General features: G+C 55.8%; 15 protein-coding genes. 8 read left to right on the top strand and 7 right to left on the bottom strand.

Annotated features, from left to right (window positions below; genetic code table 11):
- Positions 1 to 88: 88 nt before the first annotated feature.
- The 5 genes from QV747_RS02005 (at position 89) to QV747_RS02025 (ending at position 10,816) form a co-directional block, all read left to right on the top strand.
- The gene (locus QV747_RS02005) at positions 89 to 2,491 is read left to right on the top strand and encodes a 3-hydroxyacyl-CoA dehydrogenase/enoyl-CoA hydratase family protein (RefSeq protein ID WP_273428716.1); all 2,403 of its coding nucleotides are present in this window, start codon (positions 89 to 91) and stop codon (positions 2,489 to 2,491) included.
- A gap of 144 nt (positions 2,492 to 2,635) precedes the next feature.
- Positions 2,636 to 3,850, top strand: coding sequence for an acetyl-CoA C-acyltransferase (locus QV747_RS02010; RefSeq protein WP_028448958.1), 1,215 nt, complete (start codon positions 2,636 to 2,638; stop codon positions 3,848 to 3,850).
- Between the two features lie 237 nt (positions 3,851 to 4,087).
- Positions 4,088 to 4,651, top strand: coding sequence for a chalcone isomerase family protein (locus QV747_RS02015; RefSeq protein WP_273428718.1), 564 nt, complete (start codon positions 4,088 to 4,090; stop codon positions 4,649 to 4,651).
- Positions 4,652 to 5,204: 553 nt separating this feature from the next.
- Entirely contained in the window at positions 5,205 to 6,944 is a 1,740-nt protein-coding gene (locus tag QV747_RS02020; protein WP_273428720.1) for an autotransporter assembly complex family protein, read from the top strand.
- Positions 6,941 to 10,816: a translocation/assembly module TamB domain-containing protein gene (locus QV747_RS02025; RefSeq protein ID WP_273428722.1), complete on the top strand. Its 3,876-nt coding sequence runs from the start codon at positions 6,941 to 6,943 to the stop codon at positions 10,814 to 10,816. The genes QV747_RS02020 and QV747_RS02025 overlap by 4 nt, the downstream gene beginning before the upstream one ends.
- A gap of 17 nt (positions 10,817 to 10,833) precedes the next feature.
- On the opposite strand, the gene QV747_RS02030 is transcribed toward QV747_RS02025, so the two are convergent.
- Positions 10,834 to 11,553 carry a ComF family protein gene (locus tag QV747_RS02030; RefSeq protein WP_273428725.1) on the bottom strand — a complete coding sequence of 240 codons (720 nt, stop codon included), beginning with the start codon at positions 11,551 to 11,553 and terminating at the stop codon, positions 10,834 to 10,836.
- A gap of 61 nt (positions 11,554 to 11,614) precedes the next feature.
- On the opposite strand from QV747_RS02030, the gene bioB reads away from it, so the two are divergent.
- Positions 11,615 to 12,598, top strand: a complete 984-nt coding sequence (gene bioB, locus QV747_RS02035) for a biotin synthase BioB (protein ID WP_047393768.1) — start codon at positions 11,615 to 11,617, stop codon at positions 12,596 to 12,598.
- A 144-nt stretch (positions 12,599 to 12,742) separates the two neighbouring features.
- On the opposite strand, the gene QV747_RS02040 is transcribed toward bioB, so the two are convergent.
- The 3 genes from QV747_RS02040 to QV747_RS02050 are packed head-to-tail and all read right to left on the bottom strand — an operon-like array spanning position 12,743 to position 15,590.
- The gene (locus QV747_RS02040; protein ID WP_028448964.1) at positions 12,743 to 13,027 is read right to left on the bottom strand and encodes a metal-sensitive transcriptional regulator; all 285 of its coding nucleotides are present in this window, start codon (positions 13,025 to 13,027) and stop codon (positions 12,743 to 12,745) included.
- Complete coding sequence (locus QV747_RS02045) at positions 12,999 to 13,229, bottom strand: heavy-metal-associated domain-containing protein (protein ID WP_028448965.1); 231 nt, start codon at positions 13,227 to 13,229, stop codon at positions 12,999 to 13,001. Before QV747_RS02045 ends, QV747_RS02040 begins: the two co-directional genes overlap by 29 nt.
- A gap of 9 nt (positions 13,230 to 13,238) precedes the next feature.
- On the bottom strand, positions 13,239 to 15,590 hold the full coding sequence (locus QV747_RS02050; protein ID WP_273428730.1) for a heavy metal translocating P-type ATPase: 2,352 nt from the start codon (positions 15,588 to 15,590) through the stop codon (positions 13,239 to 13,241).
- 305 nt (positions 15,591 to 15,895) lie between these two features.
- On the opposite strand from QV747_RS02050, the gene QV747_RS02055 reads away from it, so the two are divergent.
- The gene (locus QV747_RS02055) at positions 15,896 to 18,319 is read left to right on the top strand and encodes an EAL domain-containing protein (protein ID WP_273428731.1); all 2,424 of its coding nucleotides are present in this window, start codon (positions 15,896 to 15,898) and stop codon (positions 18,317 to 18,319) included.
- Between the two features lie 91 nt (positions 18,320 to 18,410).
- Here QV747_RS02055 and dnaE read toward each other — a convergent pair whose 3' ends face one another.
- Entirely contained in the window at positions 18,411 to 21,851 is a 3,441-nt protein-coding gene (gene dnaE, locus QV747_RS02060) for a DNA polymerase III subunit alpha (protein ID WP_273428733.1), read from the bottom strand.
- An 81-nt stretch (positions 21,852 to 21,932) separates the two neighbouring features.
- Here dnaE and QV747_RS02065 point away from each other — a divergent pair, with 81 nt between their 5' ends.
- The gene (locus QV747_RS02065) at positions 21,933 to 22,115 is read left to right on the top strand and encodes a YjfB family protein (RefSeq protein ID WP_028448968.1); all 183 of its coding nucleotides are present in this window, start codon (positions 21,933 to 21,935) and stop codon (positions 22,113 to 22,115) included.
- 64 nt (positions 22,116 to 22,179) lie between these two features.
- On the opposite strand, the gene QV747_RS02070 is transcribed toward QV747_RS02065, so the two are convergent.
- Complete coding sequence (locus QV747_RS02070) at positions 22,180 to 22,773, bottom strand: NF038129 family PEP-CTERM protein (RefSeq protein ID WP_273428735.1); 594 nt, start codon at positions 22,771 to 22,773, stop codon at positions 22,180 to 22,182.
- 16 nt (positions 22,774 to 22,789) lie between these two features.
- A complete protein-coding gene (locus QV747_RS02075) occupies positions 22,790 to 25,477 on the bottom strand; it encodes a lamin tail domain-containing protein (RefSeq protein WP_273428736.1) in 2,688 nt (895 codons plus the stop codon).
- Positions 25,478 to 25,568: the final 91 nt, after the last annotated feature.

Genomic DNA, 25,568 nt, shown 5'->3' on the forward strand with positions numbered 1-25,568 from the left:
CGGGAAAATCCGGCAGGTGGTGGCTGCCTCTGCAGCCACCTGATGCTTTCGCTGCGGGTGCGCTCTGCACCCAATAGAGGTTCCAACAATGACTGCTGTTTTGTCACCCAAAGGCGCGGCGCCCATTCGCCGGGTTGCGGTTCTGGGCGCGGGTGTGATGGGGGCGCAAATCGCGGCCCATCTGGCCAATGCCTCCATTCCCACCATTCTGTTTGATTTGCCGGCCCCGCAGGGCGACCCAAACGGGATCGTGCTCAAAGCGCTGGATAATCTGAAAAAACTCAAGCCGGCACCCTTAATGTCGGCAGGGCGGGTAGATGCGATTGAGGCCGCAAATTACGGCAGTGATCTGGCACGGCTGGCAGAGTGTGATCTGGTGATCGAAGCGATTGCCGAGCGGCTGGATTGGAAGGCCGATCTGTATGCCAAGATTGCGCCGCATCTGGCGCCGCATGCGATCTTGGCTACCAATACCTCGGGCCTGTCGATTGAAAGCCTGGCCGCCAGTGTGCCGGCTGAAGTGCGCCCACGCTTTTGCGGGATTCACTTCTTTAATCCACCCCGCTATATGTATCTGGTGGAACTCATTGCTACACAAGGCTCGCAGGCCGATACCCTGGATGCCCTTGAGTCTTTCCTGACGATGCGCTTGGGTAAAGGCGTGGTGCGTGCCAAAGACACGCCGAACTTTATCGCCAACCGCATTGGCGTCTTTTCCATGCTGGCCACCATCCATCATGCGCAAACCTTCGGCATTCGCTTTGATGTGGTCGATGATCTAACTGGCCCACGGCTGGGGCGGCCCAAATCAGCCACTTTCCGTACCGCCGATGTGGTCGGCCTTGATACCTTTGCCCATGTGGTCAAAACCATGACCGATACCTTGGGTAATGATCCATGGCATGGCCTGTTTAAAACGCCAGATTGGCTGCAAGGCCTGATCGCCAATGGCGCGCTGGGGCAAAAAACCAAGGCAGGTATTTACAAAAAGAATGGCAAAGAGCTGCTGATGCTCGACCCAAGCGCGGGTGAGTATATCCCTGCCGGGCAAAAAGCCAGCGATGCAGTGAAGGCACTGCTGAAAATCGAAGACCCGGCTGCGCGGCTTGCAGCGCTGCGCGCCTCCGAGCTGCCTGAGGCCCAATTCTTGTGGGCCTGCTTGCGTGACGTATGGCATTACATTGCCGTGCAATTGGCAGATATTGCCGACAATGCGCGCGATGTAGATTTTGCAATCCGCTGGGGTTTTGGCTGGCAGCAAGGCCCATTTGAAATGTGGCAAGCGGCTGGCTGGCAAGCTGTTGCGGCGGCCATTGCCGCTGACATTAGCGCGGGCAAAACACTGTCGGCCACGCCGCTGCCTGCTTGGGTCATGCAGCGCGAGGGTGTCCATGCTGCGGGTGGCTCCTACAGTGCGGCGGCGAATACTTTGCAGGCGCGCTCGAATCTGCCGGTGTATCAGCGGCAGCTTTACCCGCCACGTCTGCTGGGCGAGGCGGCGCCAGATTATGGCCAAACCCTGTACGAAAATGACAGTGTGCGGATGTGGTTGCCACCCACCGCAACAGGTGGCCAAGATGTGCCAGTGCTCAGCTTTAAAACCAAAGCCCATTGTATCGGTGCCGGTGTATTGGTTGGAGTGCAAGAAGCTATCAAGCTTGCGGAGCAATACCACCCAGGTTTGGTGATCTGGCACCCTGAGGCGCCATTCTCGGTGGGCGCCGATTTGCTCAGTATGGGGCCGGCCTTTATGACCGGTGATTTTGCGGCGATTGAGCACATGGTGGCCGAGTTTCAGGCTACTTCGCAGGCCATCAAATACGCCAAAGTGCCGGTGGTTGGCGCAGCGCAAGGGTATGCGTTTGGCGGTGGCTGCGAATTCCTCATGCATTGCGCCCGTGTCGTGGCCCATGTGGAAACCTATATCGGGCTTGTTGAGGTTGGGGTTGGCCTGCTGCCAGCCGGTGGCGGGTGCAAAGAATTCGCCCAGCGTGCGGCCAAGCTGGCGCGCAATGGCAATATCCTGGAAACGCTGAAAGATTTTTATCTGGCGATGGCAACGGCCAAAGTCGGCACCAGCGCAGAAGAAGGCCAGCAAATCGGCTATTTGCGCGAGTCCGATATCGTGGTGATGAATGCCAACGAGTTGCTGTATGTCGCTCAAGCGCAGGTGCGTGCACTGGCGGCCTCAGGCTATCGGCCGCCACTGCCACCCAAAGCCTTCCCGGTGGCGGGCCGCTCAGGCGCGGCAACCATTCGCGGGCAGCTGGTCAATATGCTCGAAGGTGGTTTCATTTCCAAATACGATTTCCATATCGGCATGCAAATCGCCGAAGTGGTGACCGGTGGCGATGTTGAAGCCGGCACCTTGGTGAATGAAGACTGGATTCTGAAGCTGGAGCGTGAACGCTTTATGGGGCTCTTGAAAAAGGGCAAAACCCAGGAACGCATCATGCACATGATCGAATTTAACAAACCACTGCGCAATTAAGGTGGGGCTGGCGGCCTACACGCGCGGTCTTTGCTGGGGTTGGGGAATATCCTGCAGCCCTAGCAAGCGAAAACGCGTTTGGTAGTGCTGCTACGCAGTACCCAACCCAAGCTGGCTTAGACGTATTTATTTGAGGAGCTCGTAATGAGCAAACAAATTCAGGAAGCTTATGTGGTCGCCGCCGTGCGCAGCCCGGTGGGCAAAGCGCCACGCGGCATGCTTAAAAATGTTCGGCCCGACGATTTGCTGGCCCATGTGATCCGCGCCGCGATGGCCAAAGTGCCGGCGCTAGATCCGGCGCGAGTGGAAGATGTGGTGGTCGGTTGCGCCATGCCCGAAGGTGAGCAGGGCATGAATGTGGCGCGGATTGGCGCCTTGCTGGCGGGCCTGCCCAATACCGTTGGCGGCATTACCATCAATCGCTTTTGCTCTAGCGGAATTAATGCGCTGGCGCTGGCGGCCGACAAAATCCGCCTCGGTGAAGCCGATGTCATGATCGCCGCGGGTACCGAATCGATGTCGATGGTGCCGATGGGCGGTAATAAGCTCTCACTCGGTAGCTCGATTTACGAGCGGGATGAAAATGTAGCTATCGCCTACGGCATGGGGCTGACCGCGGAAAAAGTGGCTACCCAGTGGGGGATTAGCCGTGAAGACCAAGACGCCTTTGCCCTGGCTTCACATACCCGTGCTTTAGCGGCCACCGCCAATGGGGCATTTGCCGATGAAATCGCACCGCTGGAAGTTACCTATCGGGTGCCCAATCTGGCCACCGGTGAAGTTGAAACTTTCACCAAGGTACTGAGTGCTGACGAAGGCCCGCGCGCCGACACTAGCCTTGAAGGACTGGGCAAACTCAAACCAGTATTTGCTAGCCCGCAAAAAAATGGCTCGGTCACCGCTGGTAATAGCTCGCAAATGTCGGATGGGGCGGCTGCGCTGATTGTGGTGTCAGAGAAAATCCTGAAGGAGTACAACCTGACCCCGCTGGCCCGCTATGTGACCTTTGCCGTCAAAGGTGTGCCACCAGAAATCATGGGGATTGGCCCGAAAGAAGCCATTCCGGCCGCCTTGAAACTCGCTGGTCTGCAGCAAGATCAACTGGAATGGATTGAGCTGAATGAAGCATTTGCTGCTCAGGCGCTGGCGGTGAGCCGCGATCTGGGGCTGGATATGAGCAAGGTGAATCCCAACGGCGGCGCGATCGCGCTCGGCCACCCGCTGGGCGCCACCGGCGCCATTCGTGCCGCCACCCTGATCCACGGCCTGCGCCGCCAGGGTAAAGCCGGCAGCTATGGCATGGTGACGATGTGTATCGGCACAGGCATGGGGGCTGCGGGGATTTTGCAGGTGCTGTAATCAGGTCTAATTTTTCTAGCCCGCCTTGGCGGGCTCAGGCTGCTGACCAAGTGGAAGAGCAATACTTTTTAAGTCTCAGCAAAGCCGAGCCTAAGGGCGAAGGCTTTGAATCTGCAGCCTTGATGTTCTATACCCACCCCTCCCGTCCCCTCCTTGAGGGGAGCCTCGCTTCGCGAGTGGGGTTTGTCATCAATCTGAGCCCGCCTTGGTGGGCTTTTTTGTCGCTGGAGTAAAGCCATGAAAAAACAAATTTTAACGGTCTTGCTGGCTTGCGCGATGCAGCCACTGTGGGCGGCTGAAGTGGCCGGCATTATCTTGCCGGATCAGGTGGAGCTGGCGGGCAAAAGCCTGCAGCTCAATGGCGCCGGGGTGCGTAAAAAACTGATGTTCGAGGTGTATGTGGCGGCGCTCTATACCCCGGCTAAGCTCAACGACCCCTCGGCAGTGCTGGCCTTGCGCCAGCCACGGCGCTTGCAGTTGAATATGCTGCGCGATGTGGATGGTAAAACCTTGGCCGAGGCGCTGAGCGAAGGGCTAAAAGACAATCTGAGCGCCGTGCAATACACCGCCCATGCGGCGCGGATTGCCGAGCTGGAAAAACTACTGCTCTCCGCCAAAGAAGCCAAAATCGGGGATGTGATTCAGCTTGATCTACTGCCAGGTGAAGGCGTACGGGTACAGTTTCGCGGCAAATTACTGGGGGTGATTGCCGGGGATGAGTTTGCGCGCGATTTACTCACGATCTGGTTTGGCAATAAACCCGTGCAAGAGAGCCTGAAGCAGAAATTGTTAGCGCGCTAATCAGGGTTTTTACGTAGTTTAGCTACGTTGTGAATTTTCACCTATTTGTCATTATTACAAAATAGTTCTTAAAAAACAGGGGTTGAGTGGGGTTGTTTGTAGTTTTAGTTGGTTGTTGTTACAAATCTGTACGTAGTAAAGCTACAAAAATGCTTGCGCTAGTTTCGTAGTTTTGATAAAGTTCAGTCATCGAATGAGCAAACGGTTCTTCGCGGTGAAGGGCCACTAGACAAGGAGAAGTATCATGCGTTCGCTGATTAAATTTTCCAAAACTGTCGAGTCTTTCCAGCAACTGCTGGTTAAATCTTACGGTTGGCAGCTGACCCTGCCTCGCTAAGAGCCCGACTCGCCGCTTTGGCCGAGTGTTTTGTAGTGTGTGTGTTGTAGCAGTAAGTAGTACCCGCGTGACTTAGGTTGCGCAATCGACTCCATCCTCCTGTGCCCGATTCCGTGCCCCCGCACGAATCGGGTTTTTTTTGCCCATTTTTTCCGTGTTGGCTGCCGCCGGGCGGGGATTTTGGTAGAGTTGCCCTTTTGCAAAGGAGTGGCTGATTTGCGCTGGATCGTTCCCTGGACTGCCGTGCTACTGTGCGCCCCGGTGTGTGCGCAGGACAGCTCATTGCATTACAAAATCCAGCTGGAAGCCCCCGGTGAAGTCAGCGATGTGCTGCAATATCTGAATTTATTTCAGTGGCAAAAGAAAAACCGCCTGACCCCTGAGCTACTGGCGCGTGAAGTCAGTGGCTTGCCGGCGGCCGCGACCGAATTGTTGGCCACTGCCGGCTACTTTGCCCCGACCATCGAGAGCGAATTACGCCAAGAGCAAAATACCCCGGTAGTGTATCTGCGAGTAACGCCCGGACCGCAAACGCTGGTGAAGCATACCTCTGTTGATCTGCAGGGCGTGATTAACCATGATCCGGAAAAGCTGGCCCGCGTGAACGAGCGCCTTGGCCGTCGTGGACAAAATCTGGAAAACCAGCCCTTTAGCCAAAGCAGCTGGGATGAATACAAAAAGCGCAGCCTGCAGATTTTGCAAAATCGCGATTTCCCCGCCGCCAGCCTGCTGAGCAGTGAAGCCAGCATTGACCCGGTCACCGCCGAGGCCAGCTATCAATTGGTGCTCGATAGTGGCCCAGCCTATGTCTTTGGCCCATACACCATCCATGGCCTGTCGCGTTACCCTGAATTTTTGATCCACGATCGGGTGAAAATCCCGGCGGGTACCCCCTATAGCCGCAGCGAGTTGCTGGAGTTACAAACCGAGCTACAAAATCTGCCGCAATTTGCCACCGCCTTGGTCGATGTTGAGCTCAGCGGTGAAGAGCCCTATACCGCGCCGATTCGCATTGATGTGCAAGAAGTACCGCTGCATCGAGTGAATGGCAGTGTGGGTTACAGCACCAATACCTTGCTGAAATCGGAGCTGGCTTACCGCTATTTGAATTTATTCAATCGTGGCTGGGTGGCGGATAGCCGTATCCGGCTAGAGCAGCGTGAGCAAGCGTTTGAGCAATCGGTCACCTTGCCGCAAAGCCGCAGTGATTGGGAACATCGGGTGTGGCTGAGCTATCTGCATCAGGATTTACAGGGGCTGGATTCGCAACTGTATAAAACCGGTGTTTCCCGGCTGAAAAAGGGCGATGAAATCGAGCGCACTTTTGATCTGCAATATCAGATTGAAAATCGCCGCTTTAATGATGGCAGCGAAGAGCGTCCGCAAACCCTGACCCTCAATCACATCTGGACGCAACGCAAACTGGATAACCGCCGCAACCCGCGCAATGGTTATTTGGCACAGCTCGAGATTGGCGGCGCCTCGGCGTATTTACTCAGTGATGCGACCTTTTTACGGCTGTACGGCCGCGGGGCGTATTACCACCGGATTGGCCAGGATGGGCAGGTGATTTTGCAAGGCGCGCTGGGCGAGACCTTTACTAAATCGCCCGAAGGCATTACCTCGGATTGGCTGTTTCGTGCCGGCGGCTCGGGCAGTGTCCGCGGCTATGACTATCAATCGCTGGGGGTGAAGAGCAATGGCTCGGTGATTGGCGGTCAGGTTCTGGCCACGGCCTCGGTCGAATATCAGCACCCAATTGTCAAAAACTGGAAAGCTGCGCTGTTTGTCGATCATGGCGGGGCCGGCGAGGCCTGGCATAACCTTGAGACGGTGACCGGGGTCGGCGTCGGTGGGCGCTGGAATAGCCCGGTGGGGCAGATTGGTTTTGATTTGGCGTATGGCGTTGACCTGCAGCAGATCCGCTTTCACTTTGCCATGGGGTTGGTGTTTTGAGTACGCCTGAGCCGCAGTTAAATCATCCTGAGCCATCAGGGGCCGATGCAGCAACTCCGCCGCAGCCTGCACCTAAGCCTCGCTATGGCTTAGTGCGCCGCGTACTGCGGGCGCTAGTGTGGAGTACGCTGCTAACCTTCGGGCTCTTGAGCTTGCTGGCAGTGCTGGCCTTAAGCTGGGTGGATTCGGCACGAGGCCGTTACTGGCTGGTGGATCTGATCAACCACAGCGATGTGGCGCAGGTGCAGAGTATCGAAGGCTCATTCTGGTCAGAAATCACCATCAAACAGCTCAAAGTGAAGACGGCTGATTTAAAACTGGAGCTGGATTACGGGGTATTGGCCTGGGAGCCATATCTATTGCTGGTGCGCGACCTAAGCCTACCTAGGGTATCGCTCGGGCAGCTCACGATCCAGACCGCCCCCAAACCGCCGCAAGCGCCACCGTCGCCACCGCCCACTGATTTAACCCTGCCATTGGGTATTCATCTGGATCAGCTGCGGATTGTCAAACTGGATGTTGATGGCGTGGTGCTGCGCGATCTGGCCGCCAGTGTGTCCAGTAATGGCCGCTTTCACCGGCTGACCCTAAGTCAGTTGCAATTGCCGCAAGGGCAAGTGAACGCCAAGCTGAATATCGAAGGTAAAGCACCGTTTTATAGCGGTGGTAGTGTGCAATTTGCTGGGGTGGTGGAAGAGCAGGCATTTAGCGCCCAAGGCCAGCTGAGCGGGCCGCTGCGCGATTTGCAGCTCAAGTTGCAGCTCAAACACGCCAAAGTCAGTGCACAGGGCAATGTGCAAATCGATGCCTTTGCGCCCTATGCCTATCAAATGGTGCGCCATGGTGATGTGCAGCTGGCGGGGTTTAATCCGGCTGCTTGGGTGCCGGCAGCTCCGCAGGCTGATTTACTGTTACAAGCGAATTTTAAGCCTACGCCCACTGGGGTTGAGGCGAAAATTGAAGTGCATAATCGCCAACCCGGCGCACTGGATCAGCAGCGCTTGCCGCTCGAGCGTCTGCTGGCCCAACTGCAGGTGCAGGGCGAGCGCTTGCGGGTGCAAGATTTGACGCTGAATGTGCCGGGCAAAGGCCTGCTCCTGGCGCAAGGTGAAGTTGAGCAGGGCAAAATGGCACTCAAGCTGCAGGTGAAACAGCTGGATGCTCAGGCACTGTGGAGCACCCAACCCAAAACTGCGCTACAAGGGCAGCTCAAATTGCTGGGGCCATGGCTCAGCCCCGGTGTGCAGGGGCAGATTGAAGACAGTAGCCGCCAAGTGGCGTTGCAGCTTGATTTAGGCTGGATCAAGCCCGAAACCCAGCGGCGACTGGCGATCCGGCAGGCTGAAGTGCGCCACGGCGCCAGCCAGCTGACGGCCAAGGGCGAATTCAACCTCAATGCTCCCAATGATTTTCAACTGGAGCTCGCAGCCCGCAGCTGGAATCCAGCCGAATGGCTGCAGGGGATACCAGCGGGGCGTATTGGCTTGCAGGCTAAATTAAAAGGCGCTTTGCAGCCTAAACCCCAGCTGGATTTGCAATATCAATTAGCCGAGAGTGTATTTAATGGCCAAGCTTTGGCTGGTAACGGCGTGCTTAAACTCACGCCCGAGCGCCTAACGCAAAGTGATTTCTGGCTTAGCCTCGGCAGCAATCGCCTTAGCGCCCAAGGCGCCTTGGGCGCTGCGGGTGATGAACTTGATTGGCGGCTGGAGCTACCCAATCTGGCGCATGTTGGCTTTGGCCTCGCCGGCAAAGCCAGCGGGCAAGGCCAGCTGCGCGGGCGCTTTGCCCAGCCGCAGGTGGAGGCTAATTTGCAGGCGCAAGGCGTGCAAGTGGCAGGGCTGCAGCTAGAGCAAGCGCGCCTGCAACTGAGTACCAGTGTGCAAAACAATAGCCCGGTAAATGGCCAGCTGAATCTAAGCGGTTTGCAGCTGGGCGAGACGCACATCCAGCAGGCGGCGCTGACGCTGCAAGGTGTGCTGCAGCAGCATCAGCTCAATCTCAGTGCCAGCGGCCAACAAGGCGCGCAAGCCATCAATCTGCAGCTGGCCGCCCATGGCGGGCTGCAAAATCAGCAATGGCTGGGCGCGCTTGATCGCCTTAGTGGGCAATTCGGCTTACCTTTTAAGCTAAGCAATAGCCCCAGTTTGCAGCTAAGCGCGCAGCGGGTGAATCTGGGGGCCGCAAATCTGCAAGTGGGGCAAAGTCTGCTTAGCCTGCAGCAAACCCAATGGCAAAACGGCGCATTGGACAGTAGTGGGCAGCTGCAAAAAGGGGTGCTGGCCGAATGGTTGCAGCTGGCCAAGCTTAATAACCCACGCACGGACCTCATTTTGGCTGGCCAGTGGCAGCTGCACTATAGCGGGGTCTTAAATGGGCAATTCAATTTGGCCCGACAAGCCGGTGATTTGGCCTGGCTGGAAGAAAATGGCCAGCGCCTGCCGCTGACGCTGCAAAATCTGCAACTGAATGGCAATCTGCAGATGAATCGCCTGAATGGCCAGCTACAAATCCAGACCCAGCGCTTTGGCAGCATCAGCGCCAGCACGCAGGCCCAGCTGGATCTGGAAGCCGGCCGCCTAGCCCAGCACGCGCCTTTGGATGTGCGCCTGAATGGCCAGCTACCTGATCTGAGTGTCTTTAATCCCTTCCTCGCGGGGGCTAAGCTGCAGGGTAAGGCGCGGCTAGATGTACATCGCAGCGGTACGCTCACCCTGCCGGTGCTTGATGGGGTAGCACGGGCAGATGGCTTGGCTTTTGACGACCCGGCCAGCGGCGCCAAACTCAGTGATGGGGTGATTGAATTAGGCCTCGTGGGCCAGCAGGTAAAGGTGAACGCCTTTAATTTTAAGGGCGGCAAAGGCAGCCTCACCGGTAGCGGCGCAGTGGATTTTCGGGGTGGCAAAGCCAATGGTGGGCTTAAGCTGACCGCGAGCCGCTTTACGGCCATGAGCCGAAGTGATTTGTTCTTGGTGTTATCCGGCAATGGCGCGCTGAATTTCAGAGACAACATCATGGACATTACCGGCCAGTTCCGGGCCGATGAGGCCGATGTAGGCTTGCCGCAAATGGCGGGGGATGCGCCAAAACTGGGCGCGGATGTCTTGATCAAAGGGCGCAAAGCCGAGCGCCAGCGCGCCGAAGTGACACCGTTTTCGCTGCAGGTGGATTTCGATCTGGGCGAGCAGTTTATGTTCCGTGGCGCCGGGCTCGATTCCCGCCTGCAAGGCAAGATCAGGGTGCGGGCCGACGCCAAACAAACCCTCAAAGCCGTAGGCACCATCAACACCGAAGGCGGCGAGTACAAAGCCTACGGGCAAAAGCTGGCGATAGAGCGCGGTATTCTGTCCTTTAATGGGCCTTTGGATAATCCAACTCTAGATATTTTGGCCATTCGCCGTGATCAGGCCGTAGAAGCCGGGGTGGAAGTGCGTGGCACGGCCAATTCGCCGCGAGTATCGCTGTATTCCGAGCCCAATGTACCCGATGCGGAAAAAATCGCCTGGCTGCTGTTCGGGCATGGTACTGAAAGTATGGAGAAATCCGATGGCGCGCTGGTGTTGCAATTGCTGAACGCCATGGCCAGCAATGGCGGCGCTGGCTCATCGCTCACCGATGACCTGCTGGGGGACTTTGGGATTGATGAAGTGGGTTACAAATCCAAAGAAGAAAGCGATGGCACGACCACGCAGATTGTAACGGTGAGCAAGCGCCTTACCCGCAATCTGAAAGTCGGGCTGGAAAAAAGCTTTAATGGCCTGAGCGATGCGGTGAATTTCACCCTACAGCTCTCGCGCAATTGGTCGATCGTTTCACGGGTCGGGGTGGATGAAAGCTCGGTGGATGTGAAATACACGCTGAGTTTTGATTAGGCATGCATGATTGAGTTTTATGGCTTGCGCGTTAAGCCGTCGGGTGTGCGCGCCAGCACCAAAGTCCACACCTCGCTGGCGCCCGCAGCCAGCAGCGTGCGGCTGGCCTCATGCAGACTGGCGCCACTGGTCATCACATCATCAATGAGCAGCACGCGTTGTCCGGTGAGATTACCATGTGCAGCAAAAGCACGGCGGACGTTTTTCCAGCGCGCCCGCGCGCTCAAACGGGCTTGATGTTCGGTGTCGCGCTGGCGGCTGAGAGCGTGGGCGTGGATGGGGAGCTGCAGCTGGCTGGCCAGCCCGAGGGTCAGCTCCATAGTCTGATTAAAGCCGCGTTCGCGCAAGCGCTGCGGGTGCAGCGGGAGCGGGATCAGGGCATCGATGCAGTTCAACTCGTGTTGCCACACGGGTAAGCTGAGCGGCATTAGGCTCCGTAGATGTTGCCACTGCCCGGCAAATTTCGCGGCCTGAATCAACTCTTTGATGGGTGAGGTATAGAGATATAAGGCATAGCTGCGCGTAAAGGCGGGCGGATGGCGCTGGCACTGGCCGCATAACTCGCCTGCCGTGGCGGGGCGGGCGCAGCGCGGGCAGCTGCTGGTTTGCTCCCAGCGCGGCAGCTGTGCCTGGCAAGCTGGGCAACAAGCATGCGCACCCCCCAGATGCAGGCTGCGGCAGAGCAAACATTGTTGCGGGATAAAGTTGTTCAAAAAATGCGTGAATAAATTTGACAATGCTGGCGCTCATTCGGACAATCCAGTTTCAAGCTTAGAACCAAACAGGAATTGCCACCGCATGAGCCAATGTCAAACCATCGAATTCAAGCGCCATACCCCGCATCCAGAACAAGCATTGTGGAGCCGGGAAGCGGTGGCCGAGCTGTTTGCACTGCCGTTTAATGATCTGCTCTTTCAAGCGCAGCAAGTGCATCGCGCCAATTTTGATGCCAATAAAGTGCAGCTTTCGACACTCTTGTCGGTCAAAACCGGCGGCTGTTCGGAAGACTGTGGCTATTGCTCGCAATCCAAACGCTATGACACCGGTCTGGAAGCGCAAAAGCTGATGGACGCCGACGAAGTCATTGCCGTAGCGGCGGTGGCCAAAGAAAACGGCGCCTCACGCTTCTGTATGGGCGCGGCGTGGCGCGGCCCGAAAAACCGCGATCTGGATGAAGTAAAGAAAATGATCGCCGGCGTGAAAGCGCTGGGGCTAGAAACCTGTGCCACTTTCGGCATGCTCAAAGAAGGTCAGGCCGAACAGCTCAAAGACGCAGGGCTGGATTACTACAACCACAATCTTGATACCTCGGAAGAAAAATACAGCGATATCGTCAGCACCCATAGCTACGCCGATCGGCTCGATACCCTCGGTAAAGCGCGCCAAGCCGGGCTGAATGTCTGCACCGGCGGGATTGTTGGCTTAGGTGAAACGCGGCTGGATCGGGTGGGCTTGCTTACCCAGCTGGCGAATCTTGATCCGCAACCGGATTCGGTGCCGATCAACAATCTGGTGCAGATTGATGGCACGCCGCTTGATGGCTCGGAAAAAGTCGATTGGACCGAGTTCGTGCGCACGATTGCCGTAGCGCGGATTATCATGCCAAAGACCTATGTTCGCCTCTCGGCCGGCCGTCAGCAAATGCCTGAGCAAATGCAGGCGCTGTGTTTCTTGGCGGGAGCGAATTCGATTTTCTACGGCGATAAACTGCTGACCACCGGTAACCCGGATGTGGAAGGTGATAAGGCGCTGTTTAAGAAATTGAATCTGCAGCCGCTGTAATCCCTGCTGCAATACCTGTCTGGGTATGTTGCTCTAGATCTTATTAATATTGGCTTAGCGCTATATACGTATTGGGTTGGCGCTAGTCATAGCCAGAAAAAACCACGCCGCGGCGTGGTTTTTTGCTGGATGCGGCATCAAGGCTTAGCCACGTACTTTCTTAATCACTTGCAAGAGATCCGCCACTGCCGCGTCGGCCTTGCCGGCTTTCAGCGCTTGGGCGATGCAATCTTGAGTTTGTTGCTCAAGCAGAATCAAAGCCAGGGCATCCAGCGCAGAGCGTGCGGCAGCCACTTGATTCAGCACTTCGCTGCTGGTGCGATCTTCTTCGATCATGCGGGTAATGCCAGACACCTGACCGACAATGCGGTTCAGGCGTTTGATCAGTTGATCTTTGTTTTCACGCTCTTGCTTCAGGGATGATGTCATATCCAGCTTCCTCTATGGTGGTTTCCAGCGCCGCGCGGCTGGTTTGCGTGGCATCGAACACGATGTGTGCCTTGCCGGGGTTTAAGGTCACGGTGGTTGAAATCACCCCCGCAACGGCTTCCAATGCACGCGTGACCGCTGCGCTACAGCCGCCGCAACTCATGCCCGCAATGTTGATTTCAATACTGCTGTGCGTACTCATCTTCATTCCTCACCAGCGCATTCGTTTCAGCAGCAAGGCGTTGCCAATCACCGATAGCGATGACAGCGCCATTGCTGCGCCGGCCAGCATCGGGTTGAGCCAACCCAAGGCCGCCAGCGGAATGCCCAGAATGTTGTAAATAAAAGCAAAAAACAGGTTTTGCCGGATCTTGCGCAAGGTGGCTTGCGAGAGCACGATGGCGCTACTGATCTGACGTAAATCGTTGTGCATCAGTGTGATATCAGCGGTTTCCAATGCCACGCTGGCGCCGGCCTGCATGGCAAAGCTGACATCGGCGGCGGCCAAGGCGGGTGCATCATTAATCCCATCGCCAACCATGCCCACGCGCTGCCCGCTGGCTTGCAGGCGGGTGACAGCGGCGTGTTTGTCGGCCGGGGTGCTACGCCCATGCGCAGCCGAAATGTTGAGCTGCTGCGCGATGGCCACCACCGCGGCGGGTTGATCACCACTCCAGATTTCCAAGGCTACCCCGTGCGCGCGCAGAGTCTGCACGGCTTCGGGGGTGCTGGTGCGTAAAGTATCTTGTAATAATATCAGGCCGGCAGGGCGGGTATTGATCGCAATGCCAACTAGCGTATAGCCGCTGGAAAGATACGCCTGGTATGTATCTGTATGCTGGCCAGCAAACGCCCACTCAGGCTTGCCCACTTGAATCTGCAGCCCATTCACTGTGCCGCTTAAACCCGCGCCAGCTTCCTGCTGCAAGTCGCTCGCTGGCCACAGCGCCGAGGCGGGCAGATCTGCCAAAATGGCGCGCGCCAGCGGGTGCTGGCTGTGTTGCTCTAGGCTTGCGGCCAGGCTCTGGAGTTCGCTGCTGCTGTACTTGCTATCCAGCACGATCAGCTCTTGCAGGCTGGGCTCACCGGTGGTCAGGGTGCCGGTTTTATCTACCAACAGGGTATTGAGCTGGCTGGCGGTTTCGAGAGCGCCGGCGTTGCGAAATAGAATACCGCGTTGCGCCCCCAGCCCCAGCCCGACCATCACCGCAGCGGGCGTCGCTAAGCCGAGCGCGCAAGGGCAGGCAATCACCAGCACGGCGACCGCGCGCAAGATGGCGGCGTCGGCTGCGGGCAGGAAGTATAAATTGACAAACAAAGTGAGCGTGGCGATCAGCAAAATCGCCGGTACAAACCAAGCCGAGATGCGATCAGCCAGTTGCTGAATCGGCGCTTTGCTGCCTTGGGCGGCTTGCACCAGTTGGATAATCTGATTGAGCTGTGTGTCGGCCCCGAGCGCGGTAACACGGATTTGTGCGCTACCAAGCTGATTGCGCGTGCCGGCATATACGATGTCGCCACTGGTTTTTTCTTGCAGCTGCGCTTCGCCAGTGAGCATGGCTTCTTCCACGCTGAGCGCGCCAAGCAGCAGTTCGCCATCAATCGGGATGGCTTCACCGGCCCGCACTTGCACGATATCGTTGAGCTGCAATGCGGCGATCGGTAACTCTTGCCATTGTTCAGCGCGTAGTACGCGGGCCGTAGTCGGTTGTAGCGTGAGCAAGGCTCGGATGGCGGCCCCGGTTTGGCGCTTGGCCCGCTCTTCCAGCCATTTGCCCAGCCAGACCAGCGCAATCACCGTAACGCTAGCTTCAAAATACAAGGCTGGATTTTGCGCAAAAAGATGCCAAACACTCAGCCCCCAAGCTGCCGTGGTGCCGAGAGCCACCAGCACATCCATATTCGCAGCGCCGCCACGCAACGCCAGCCAGGCGCCGCGATAAAAACGCCAACCGGCGATGGCTTGAACCAGTGTGGCTAAGATCAGCTGCGACCAAGCTGACAAGGCCAGCGCATGCACGCCAGCAAGCATCAGCAGCATGTCCAGCCAGAACGGCACTGCACAGAGCAAAGCTAGGATCAGTGGTAGTGGGGCGCGTGTTGTGTTGCGACTTCGCTCGGGTTCGGTTTGTTCTGTGTTAGCAGTAAACCCTGCCTGACTAATCCAGTTTTGCAGCTGGCTAATGCTATACAGCCCATGCGGCGCAGTGAGGGTAGCGGTTTCGCTCGCGAAATTGACTGTCGCGCTTAAGAGCGGCTTTTTATTCAGCACTTTCTCCAGCCGCGTCGCGCAGGCCGCGCAGCTCATACCGCCGATCTTGAAGTTAATCGTCTGCATGCGGGCTTGAAAGCCGCTGGCGCTGATTTGCGCCAGCACAGCAGGCCAATGCGCGGGATCGGTGCTGATGCTAGCGATCTCGGTGGCGAAGTTCACCTGCGCGGCGACGCCGTCCAGCCGATTGAGTTGTTTTTCCAAACGCTGCGCACAGGCAGCACAACTCATCCCCTCGATAGGTATCTGCAGAGAATGATTGCTGGCTGATGTGTGCGAGGAAGTACCCATAGGGGTATCTTAGTGGCTATACCTGATACCCGCAAGGGGTATATAGAATGTGCGCCATTGATTTACAACACTTTTTTTGCGCTGCTGCGGTACAATTACCGATTATTCGCGATTGCTGGCTGTTCAGCGCATAACTTTCGCTGCGCTCGGGTTTGCTGTCGCTTGGTATTGATAAAGACTTGCAATGTTGGTGAGATGTCGCTTAATCGCGGTTGCGCTGACGATCAGACTTGTTTCCTTACAAGGCTGCGTTTATTCTGAATCCAGCACGATGTTTCAAATGAATTAATCAGGTGTCCACTTAGGTGTTTTCTCAATTTTTCCACCGCATCGGCCGTTTTTACACCGCAAACCGTTTAGCTTGGCACCTGATTATTGCGGTGTTCGCCTCGGGGCTGGTGGTAACCGTTGCGATGACGCTTTTCTTGCTCAAGCTCGAATATGATCGCAGCTTGGCGCAGACCCAATCCGATCTGCAGACCTTGGGGCGAAGCGTAACGCCGCAATTAGCCTCCAATCTATGGCTTGTGAATACTGAGGCAATTCGTGGCCAGCTTGATTCGCTACTGCAAACCCGCGTGGTGAAGCATGTCGTGTTGGTCGAAAGTGATGGTCAGCAGTATGTCGCGGGGGAGTCGCAGGATCTCAAGCACAATGTGGTAACGGCCAAATTCCCTGTGGTGTACCAGCACCCGCTGAATAATAAAGAGGTGGTGCTTGGTGAATTGCAGCTGAGCAGCACTTTGAATGAGCTGGAAAGCCGTCTGTACGCCCAGTTTATCCGCTTGCTCATCTTGCAAGGGATTGGCATGGGCTGTGCAGCGATCTTCTTTTTATTTTTATATCATCGTTTAATCGCGCGGCATTTAAGCCAGATCGCTGATTACACTCGACGCTTTAATTATCAGCATTTATCCGAGCCCTTAAAAATCCTACGCAGCCACGCGAAGCCGGATGAAATGCAGACGCTGGTTGATGCAATCAATGAAATGCGCCGCAATATTCGTAGCGGACACGAAGAGCGCGAATTGGCGCAGCGGGCGCTGTATGTTGAAAAAGAGCTGGCGGAAGTTACGCTGATTTCGATTACCGACGCCATCATCACCACCGACAGCGAATTTAGAATCAAGCTGATTAATCCTGCGGCCGAATCATTGTGCGGCTGGTCCAGCCATGATGCCCGTGAACGTTATGTTGCCGATATCCTCTGTTTAGGGGGGGATCTCACGCCCGATGATTTGTATCGCGTGCTTCTGGCGGCGCGCGACAAACTCAAGCCGCAAAATGGCCTGAAAGCGACGCTACTTAATCGCGATGGTCATCAGTTGCATGTGGAATACGCCGTGGCACCAATTTCTGATCAGGACGGTCAGGTGGTTGGGCTGGTGCTAGTGTTGCACGATGTGACCGAATCGCAAGCCCTTACCGAGAAACTTGCCTATCAGGCCGAGCATGATTACCTGACAGGCCTAACCAATCGGCGCGGGTTTGAAGCGGCATTGGCGCGTGCGCATGAGGCGGCGCTGAAGGGGCAAACCCAGCAATACTTGATGCTGCTGGATCTGGATCAATTCAAAGTAGTTAACGACACCTGCGGCCATTTGGCTGGGGATGAGCTGCTGAAAAATGTCACTGCGCTATTGCAAGGTTTGATGCTGCCGGGGCGCTCGTTACTGGGGCGTTTAGGTGGCGATGAATTTGGCGTACTTTTGAATTCGGCAACGCGCGAAGAGGCTGAACTCTTGGCCGAGCGCATTCTGCATGCGCTGATGCAATTTCGTTTTGTCTGGCAGGATCGCCCGCATGGCGTTACGGTAAGTATTGGCCTGGTGCAGCTGGATGAAGAATGCGCTAGCCCGCAAGAGGCTATGAGCCAGGCCGATGTGGCCTGTTTTGCCGCGAAAGATGCCGGGCGAAACCAACTTAGTTGGTACAGCCACGAAGATGGTAGCCTGCAAGAGCGGCACAATGAAATCCAGCTTTTGGCCACCCTAAAAGAGGCCTTCGAGCAAAACCGCTTCCTGCTTTACTATCAGGCCATCATGCCGATGAACCAATTGAATCAGTCCGCGCATCATCTGGAAGTGCTGTTGCGGATGATTGATCAGCAGGGGCGGGTGATTGCGCCTGGGGCATTTATTCCGGCCGCCGAGCGTTATGACATGATGGCGCAGGTGGATCGTTGGGTGGTGGAAAACAGTATCCGCTATCTAGCCGATTGCCAAAGTCGCAATGAAGATTTGCCGCATATTGCGATTAATCTTTCGGGCAAATCGCTCACCAAGCAAACGCTAGCCTTTATTCTAGCGCAACTGGATCAGGCGCAGGTGCCGCCGTATCTGATCTGTTTTGAGATTACCGAGACAGCGGCGATTGCCAATCTCAAAGAATCGTCGATCTTTATCGAGACCTTGCGCACCCGTGGCTGTAAATTTGCGCTAGATGATTTTGGCAGCGGCTTCTCTTCGTTTAATTATCTGAAATCGCTACCGGTGGATTACCTGAAGATTGATGGCTCGCTGGTGACGGATATTGCGCATGATAAAGTCAGCCGGCAAATGGTGATTGCCGTGAACGATATTGCCCACAGCTTGGGCTGTAAAACGATCGCCGAATTCGTGGAAAATGAGGCTATCCTGCAAGAGCTGGCCGCCATTGGGGTGGATTATGCGCAGGGGTATTTCTTTGGGAAGCCCGCGCAGCTTGCACCATCACTGCATACTGCCTAGGGTATGTCTGAATAATTAAAAACCCCGCCGAAGCGGGGTTTTTAATTGGGCAAGTCTTTGCTTGAATTTGCCGAGAAGAGCTTGCTCGCGGCTAGAACTTCACTTCCACCGCCTGTGGCCCCAGCCATTCTTTGAGCTCAAGCAGCAATTCATCACGCAGCACCGCGCGCCAGTGCTGCCCCAGTCGCACGGTACAACGCGCCGTGCTGTTTTGATAATCCACCTCGACCGCGCAGCCTTCATCGGCGCAATGCGCTGACAGCACTTGCCGTAGCCGAGCTTCATCGGCTTGCGTGCCCAGGTTGAGGCGCAATACGCGGGCAAAATGGCTGCGGGTTTCGGCGATATCGAATACCCGCTCGGCCACGATTCGCTGCCCGCCGGAGAAACGGTCTTCCGAGACTTTTGCTTCCACCACGATCAAAGCATCGTCTTTGACTTTGGTGCGATTGGCTTCAAATACGTCGGAAAACAGCGCCACTTCAACTTTGCCATTGCCGTCATCCAGCTGCACAAAGCCCATCCGGCCGCGTTCGCCGTTTTTGACGCGCATCCCAGCCACAATCCCGGCAATAAATTGCGGTTCGCGCTGGTTTTGCAGCCGATCGAGCCGGGTTTTGATCAGGCCTTTGATGGCTTTGGCGTGGGCGTCAAACGGATGCCCCGACAGATAAAAACCAATCGCGGTTTTTTCTTCGGCGAGCTTGACCTTATCATCCCAGCGCGGCGCTTCAATCATTTCGATTTGCGGGGCCGCAGCCGGTTCGAGCATATCGAACAAGCTAATCTGATTGGCGTTGGCCGCTTCGGCATCGGCCACGGCCATGGCTTGCTCCACATTGGCCATCAAGCGGGCGCGATGGTCGTCGATGGCATCAAACGCCCCGCCACGGATCAGCGCTTCGAGTACCCGTTTATTCACCTCTTTTTTATCGGTGCGGCGGCACAGATCGTACAGATCGGTGAACGGGCCGTTTTTCTCGCGCTCGGCCACGATCATATTCACGGCGCTCTCGCCCACACCCTTGATGGCACCCAGCGCATAGCGGATTTGCCGTTTGCCGACCGGCACGAAGCGATAGAAGCTTTGATTGACATCCGGCGGTAGGAGTTCGAGCCTATTTTTTTCGATGCAGTCATCGTAAAAAACTTTCAGCTGATCGGTGTTATCCAGCTCGGATGACATCGTGGCAGCCATAAAGGCGGCGGTGTGATGAGCTTTGAGCCAAGCGGTGTGGTACGACACCACTGCATAGGCGGCCGTGTGCGATTTATTAAAACCATACTCGGCAAACTTGGTCATCAGGTCGAACAGCTGCTCGGCCAGTGCCGGATCGTAGCCTTTCTTGGCCGCACCTTCGGCAATGGTCGCCCGGTGCTTAGCCATTTCTTCTGGCTTTTTCTTACCCATCGCGCGGCGCAGCATATCGGCGCCACCGAGGGTATAGCCGCCGATAATCTGCGAAATCTGCATCACCTGTTCTTGATACACGATCACGCCGTAGGTCGGCTCAAGGCATTTTTCTAAGTCTGGGTGGAAATAGTCGGGCTGCTCGATGCCTTTTTTCCGGTTGATAAAGGTGTCCACCATCCCCGAGCCCAGCGGGCCCGGGCGATAAAGGGCCAATACCGCAATAATGTCCTCGAAACGGTCGGGGGCGAGCTTTTCCAGCAGGCGTTTCATCCCGTCCGACTCGACCTGGAAGACGCCGGTGGTATTGGCATCGCGGAACACCTGATAGGCGGCCTGATCTTCAAAGCCCAAGCTCATTAAATCGAGGTATTCGCCGGTTTGCGCTTTGATGTATTGCAGCGCTAACTCGATAATCGTTAAGTTGCGCAGGCCTAAGAAGTCAAACTTCACGAGGCCCACTTGCTCAACATCGTCTTTATCCAGCATCGACACGGGCGAGGCGTCTTCGCCCGCAGCCTGATACACCGGGCAGAAATCGGTAATTTGGCCGGGGGCAATCAATACGCCACCCGCGTGCATGCCGATATTACGGGTGAGGCCCTCGAGTTTTTTCGCCAGCTCCCACAACTCTTTGAGCTCTTCTTCGCGCTCGATCCGCTCGGCAAGCTCGGGCACCATCTCCACCGCATCATCAAGGCTATATTGCTTGCCCGGGGCGGCGGGAATCAGTTTTGAGACGCCATCGCAGAACATATACGGCAAATCCAGCACCCGGCCCACATCGCGCACCACGGCTTTGGCTGCCATCGTACCGAAAGTGGCAATCTGGCTGACCGCTTCGGCGCCGTATTTTTCCCGCACGTATTCAATCACACGCCAGCGGTTTTCCTGGCAAAAGTCGATATCGAAGTCGGGCATCGATACCCGCTCAGGGTTCAGGAAACGCTCGAACAGCAGGGCGTAGGCGGTCGGGTCGATGTCGGTAATGCCGAGGCTATACGCCACCAGCGAGCCTGCACCCGAGCCACGGCCCGGGCCAACCGGGCAGCCGTTAACCTTACCCCAGGCAATGAAGTCCGCTACGATCAGGAAGTAACCCGGAAATCCCATCTGAATAATGGTGTCGGTTTCAAACTTCAGCCGTTCGTAATAGCGTGGGCGCTCGGCTTCGCGTTTAGTCTCATCAGGGTATAGCTGCGCAAGGCGCATTTCCAAGCCGCGTTTGGCCTCATACACCAGAAAATCATCCAGCGTCATGCCATCGGGGGTAGGGAAGAGCGGCAGGTAGTTTTTGCCTAGTACCACATTCAGATTACAGCTCTGCGCAATCACCGTGGTATTGGCTAGGGCTTCGGGCAGATCTGCAAACAGGGTTTGCATTTCGCTGACCGATTTGAAATATTGCTCTTCGGTAAAGCGTTTGGGCCGGCGCTTGTCGGCCATGACATAGCCTTCGGCAATGCAGGTGCGTGCTTCGTGGGCTTTAAAGTCCTCCCGATCCATAAATTGAATTGGATGGGTGGCCACCACCGGTAAATCGAGTTGAGCGGCTAAATCGAGATGCCCTTGCAGACTATTTTCGCTACTAGGATTGCCGGTGCGCTGAATTTCCAAGTAGTAGTTGCCCGCGAACTGCGCCTGCCACCATTGCGCCGCCGCAAGCGCCGCTGCATCGTTATTGGCAAGGATGTATTGCCCAACTTCACCCAGCTCCGCCCCTGATAAGCAAATCAGGCTACTGTTATCGCCGGCGGCCAGCCAGGCTTTTTTCAGCTCGGCGCGGCCTCGGTATTGATTATGCTTGTAGGCTTCGGTCAATAGCTCACAAAGGCGACCATAGCCGGCACGGTTTTTACAAATTAGTAAAATGCGGTAAGGCTTATCCCGGTCGTCTTCATTTTCGACCCAGGCATCAACGCCAACAATCGGTTTCAGGCCGGCATTGCGACAAGCTTTGTAATGCTTGACCATGCCAAACAAGTTCATTAAATCCGAAACGCCCAAGGCCGGCATTTGCTCAGTCTTGGCGCGTTTAACCGCGTCGTCCAGGCGGACGATACCGTCGGTCACAGAAAATTCGGAATGGAGGCGTAAATGGATAAAGGGAGGCGCTTTCATGCCGATAGTGTAACATCAGCGCTGTTTTACTGCGCCGATTCCGCCGCCTTGGGCGGGTGAAGTCAATGTACGGGAGGTCCTATGGACGCAGGCTTGGTTAATGCCGCTAGTAATGCGGCGCCTAGTGATGTGGCACCGTTAATGGTGCTTAAAAAAGCCATGGATCTGCAAGCCAATACCACACTCAGCCTGCTGGCGGCATTACCGGCGCCAGCCACGGTGAACCCCGCTCATCTGGGACAGAATGTGGATGTACGTGCCTGAATGGTTTGCAATCCGGCAACAAAAAACCGCCCCGTGGGGCGGTTTTTTTATTAAAGCATCGGGTTTAGCGTTGGCGACGACGGCTGCGGGCATATAGTGCGGCGAGCCCCAGTCCCAGCAAGGCATAGCTTTCTGGCTCGGGCACTGGTGCAACTTGTACACCCGTGGCGTGGTCTTGCTGTAGCTGGCCGGGCAAGGCATTGAACTGCAGCGAGGCTAAGCCGGCCTGATTGGTTTTGAGTAGATTGAAGTCTTTATCGAGTAGCTGCAAGCTAAAGCTCATGCCGTCTGTGCTTGGCTGATTCAGCCAGTCGCCGGCGAAGTCGAGCACAAAGTGCAATTGATGACCATAGATGATGGATTGGGTCCAGCTAGCTAAGGCTTGAGCACCTTGGCTATTAAGTTGCAATTGCTGGCCAAGCTGGCCTTGCTGCTGACTTTGATCCAGCACATCACCCAGCTGAGCACCGGTAAAGCGGCTGATGGTGGCTAAAACGCCGGGGCGATTGGCATCGCCACCGAGTTGAAACGATAAGACGCCATCCATGCCTTGCAAGGCTTGGGTATCGATATTTACCGAAAAAAGTTGGGCTTGGGCTGCCTGAGCGGCCAAAAAGAGCGCCATGGCACTGGCGAAATGGTGAATAGTTAAACGCATAATCTTTCTCTCTGAATTAGTAATTAAATGCCGCTTGTTCAACGGCTAGCTCATAGCTAAAAGCTTGTTTGCTTGGGTTGCTGAACTGTAGTTGCACGGTATTTCCAGCAGTAAAGCTGATGTATGGGCCGCTAGCGCTTGTTGCTGTTGCATTTGCGAGAGATACCCCGGCTGGTAAACCTTTAACCACCAAGCGATAATTACCAGCCGCAGTCGTCACCGCCCGGGTGATCACTTGGCTGCGGTATTGTTTGGTTTTCAGATCGAGCACGAGGCCAGATTTGCTGAGGCTAAATTGTGCCGTGACGTCTTGGATGCTTTGCGGAAGTCGAATGCGAGCTACTTCAGGGTCGTGGTCACTCACTTGATCGGCAAATTCGGCGTTGGTATGCACGACATCATATTCAGCGAACCGCGCGAGATTTTCAGACAGCAGGATATGATCGAGCACTTGGCTATTACCTTCAAACACATAGCTATAGCGTTCGCTCTCCGGCAATTGCTCTACCAAATCCACCATGCCGGCCGCCTTAAGTTTGGCCAGCGGCGCTGAGAACTGATAGTCGTTCAAATCACCCATGACGGCGACCTTGGCATTTGGATTTAGGGTTTTTAGGTTACGAACAAAATCGGCCACGATTTGCGCTTGCTGATTGCGCTGCACCTCGCTGCTCAAGGTTGGTGGCTGGAAGCGGCCCGCTACCGGCTGATCACCCCCTTTTGAGTTGAAGTGATTGGCGATCACAAACAGTTTGTGCCCATTGAACATAAACTCGCCCACCAAGGGCTTGCGGCTGCTATTAAAGGCGATGCTGGCCGGCTGGATGCGGCCCGGGCTGTGGGTCAGGCAGGCAATCTCTGCACAAGCCACGCTGTTAACCGCGGTATTGGCAGCCGCACCCGGGCGGTCGATGAAACTGACTCGCGCTGGATTAAACATCAGCACTTGGCGGATATTGCCGCCTGGCTCGCCGCCATCCTGATTGCGGGCGGGATCAATTTGCCGATAGCTGTAATTTGGTCCACCAGCTTGGCGAATAGCATTCAGCAACACCTCCATGGTGGCGGCGGCACTTACCAATTCAGTATCGGTGGCGCCGTTACCATCTTGCACTTCCATCAGCCCCACCACATCCGGGCTGCGTAGATTGGTGACAATCTGGCTCGCTAGGCGAGTGATTTTGGCCAGATCGTCTTTCGGGTCGAGGTTTTCAACATTGAATGAAGCCAGTGTCAGCTCATCGGCAGCGGCTGTACGTGTGATTTCGGCTTGCAAGTTGCCACGGTTTAGCGGGGCCAGATCGCTGGCAATGAGGCGGAAATTCGCAAAGTTATAGTCCAGCACACCGACTGCATACTGGAAGCTATCGCCAACATTGGCTGCAGGCACCACCGCGTTGCCACTCACCAGAATCAGACGGCCAGAGTTTCGCTCATCTTCCGTGATGGTAATGCCGCCTCGTTGATTGGGTAGTGTGGTTTGCTGGCGATAGTTCGCCACGATCGCCGTATCGTGGGCAGCGTAGCTTTGAGTTGGGCCAACGACTTGGGCGCCGGTGACGCTAACTCGCATGCCTTCGAGTGACTCGAGGAAATCGAGCGCGTTTTTAAGATCGAGTTGCTGGCTAGTTTCTACATCGCCGGCCGCACCTTGCCAGTAGCGCGCGGGGATTTTACCCGTGATCTCGATCGGCGCTGGCAGTACTTGTTTTTGGGCCGTGATCTTAATCTGCGCCATGCTGCTTTCTAGCTCGGTGACAGTGAGTTGGGCACTGTCTACACCACCCGGGCGGTATTCTTTAACTTTGCCGCTCACTTCAACGGCATCGCCAATCGCGACCGTGGGAGCCGTTTTGGTGAAGACATAAATGCCTTCTGATGTGAGCGGATTATTATCTGGCAGAGTGTCTTGCATGAAGAAACCACCTGCCGTCACTTGGGTGACTACCCCAGGAATGCGGCTAACGCTTTGCCCATTCAAGCTCGAAAGATGTCGCTGCCCTTGGATGTCGTGAATCCGGATTGCCGAAGGTGGCTGGCTTGGCTCGCTAGGATCGGTGGGTTTGCTGGGGTCAGTTGGATTGTTGCTGCAAGTGACCGATTGACTGGCGCTGTTGCGCGGATTGACGCTACCCACGGCAAAATCGGAGCTATTACTTTGGCTATCTTGGCAGCCATTGAGTTTGCGGCTAATTGATTGGCTATTGGAAGGAGCGGGTGCCGGTTTATCTTCACTGGCGTTCGCGCTACCAAAGCCAACAAAATCAGCAACCTCAGCCGCGCCAGTACAGTTGCTGCCACAGGTGAGTGCGGTTTGATTGCGTACCAAGGCTACTTTCCCGGCGTTAGCACTCATCGCGATATTGCCGCTAAAGTCTGGTGTCGGTAGTGCTTGGCTGCCCCCCTGGCCAGTTGCTTGCGAGATTAGCAAATATTGCCCCGCCGCGAGCGTGCCGCTAAGTGGGGTGACCTGCCAGCTACCACCTGTTGCCGAGGCGTATTGTACTGACCAGTTGTTTAATTCAACCGGCTGGTTGCTGGTGTTCAGAAGCTCGATAAAATCATTACGATAAGTGGCGCCATTATTGCCACCGCCGCCATAAATCTGGCTAATGACTACTGAACTGGCAGCTAAGCTCGGGCCTGCCAAAGCCAATGCAATCGCTGCCACTAGCGTTTTGCAGTGTGGTGTTGTGTGTTTCATCCCTGTTTCTCATTCTTGTGATGGCGAAATGCCAGCCGAGCAATGTAAGGGTCAAAGATGAAAGGTTTATGTGTTTGGCATGAAGTTGGTG

This window comes from uncultured Chitinibacter sp. (assembly GCF_945957625.1).
In the GTDB taxonomy this organism is placed as follows: domain Bacteria; phylum Pseudomonadota; class Gammaproteobacteria; order Burkholderiales; family Chitinibacteraceae; genus Chitinibacter; species Chitinibacter tainanensis.

Coding starts and splice junctions, on each gene's coding strand:
- QV747_RS02010 (WP_028448958.1), top strand. CDS start 2,636: ATGAGCAAACAAATTCAGGAAGCTTATGTGGTCGCCGCCGTGCGCAGC.
- QV747_RS02070 (WP_273428735.1), bottom strand. CDS start 22,773: ATGCGTTTAACTATTCACCATTTCGCCAGTGCCATGGCGCTCTTTTTG.
- QV747_RS02005 (WP_273428716.1), top strand. CDS start 89: ATGACTGCTGTTTTGTCACCCAAAGGCGCGGCGCCCATTCGCCGGGTT.
- QV747_RS02075 (WP_273428736.1), bottom strand. CDS start 25,477: ATGAAACACACAACACCACACTGCAAAACGCTAGTGGCAGCGATTGCA.
- QV747_RS02040 (WP_028448964.1), bottom strand. CDS start 13,027: ATGACATCATCCCTGAAGCAAGAGCGTGAAAACAAAGATCAACTGATC.
- bioB (WP_047393768.1), top strand. CDS start 11,615: ATGAGCCAATGTCAAACCATCGAATTCAAGCGCCATACCCCGCATCCA.
- QV747_RS02015 (WP_273428718.1), top strand. CDS start 4,088: ATGAAAAAACAAATTTTAACGGTCTTGCTGGCTTGCGCGATGCAGCCA.
- QV747_RS02065 (WP_028448968.1), top strand. CDS start 21,933: ATGGACGCAGGCTTGGTTAATGCCGCTAGTAATGCGGCGCCTAGTGAT.
- QV747_RS02050 (WP_273428730.1), bottom strand. CDS start 15,590: ATGGGTACTTCCTCGCACACATCAGCCAGCAATCATTCTCTGCAGATA.
- dnaE (WP_273428733.1), bottom strand. CDS start 21,851: ATGAAAGCGCCTCCCTTTATCCATTTACGCCTCCATTCCGAATTTTCT.
- QV747_RS02045 (WP_028448965.1), bottom strand. CDS start 13,229: ATGAGTACGCACAGCAGTATTGAAATCAACATTGCGGGCATGAGTTGC.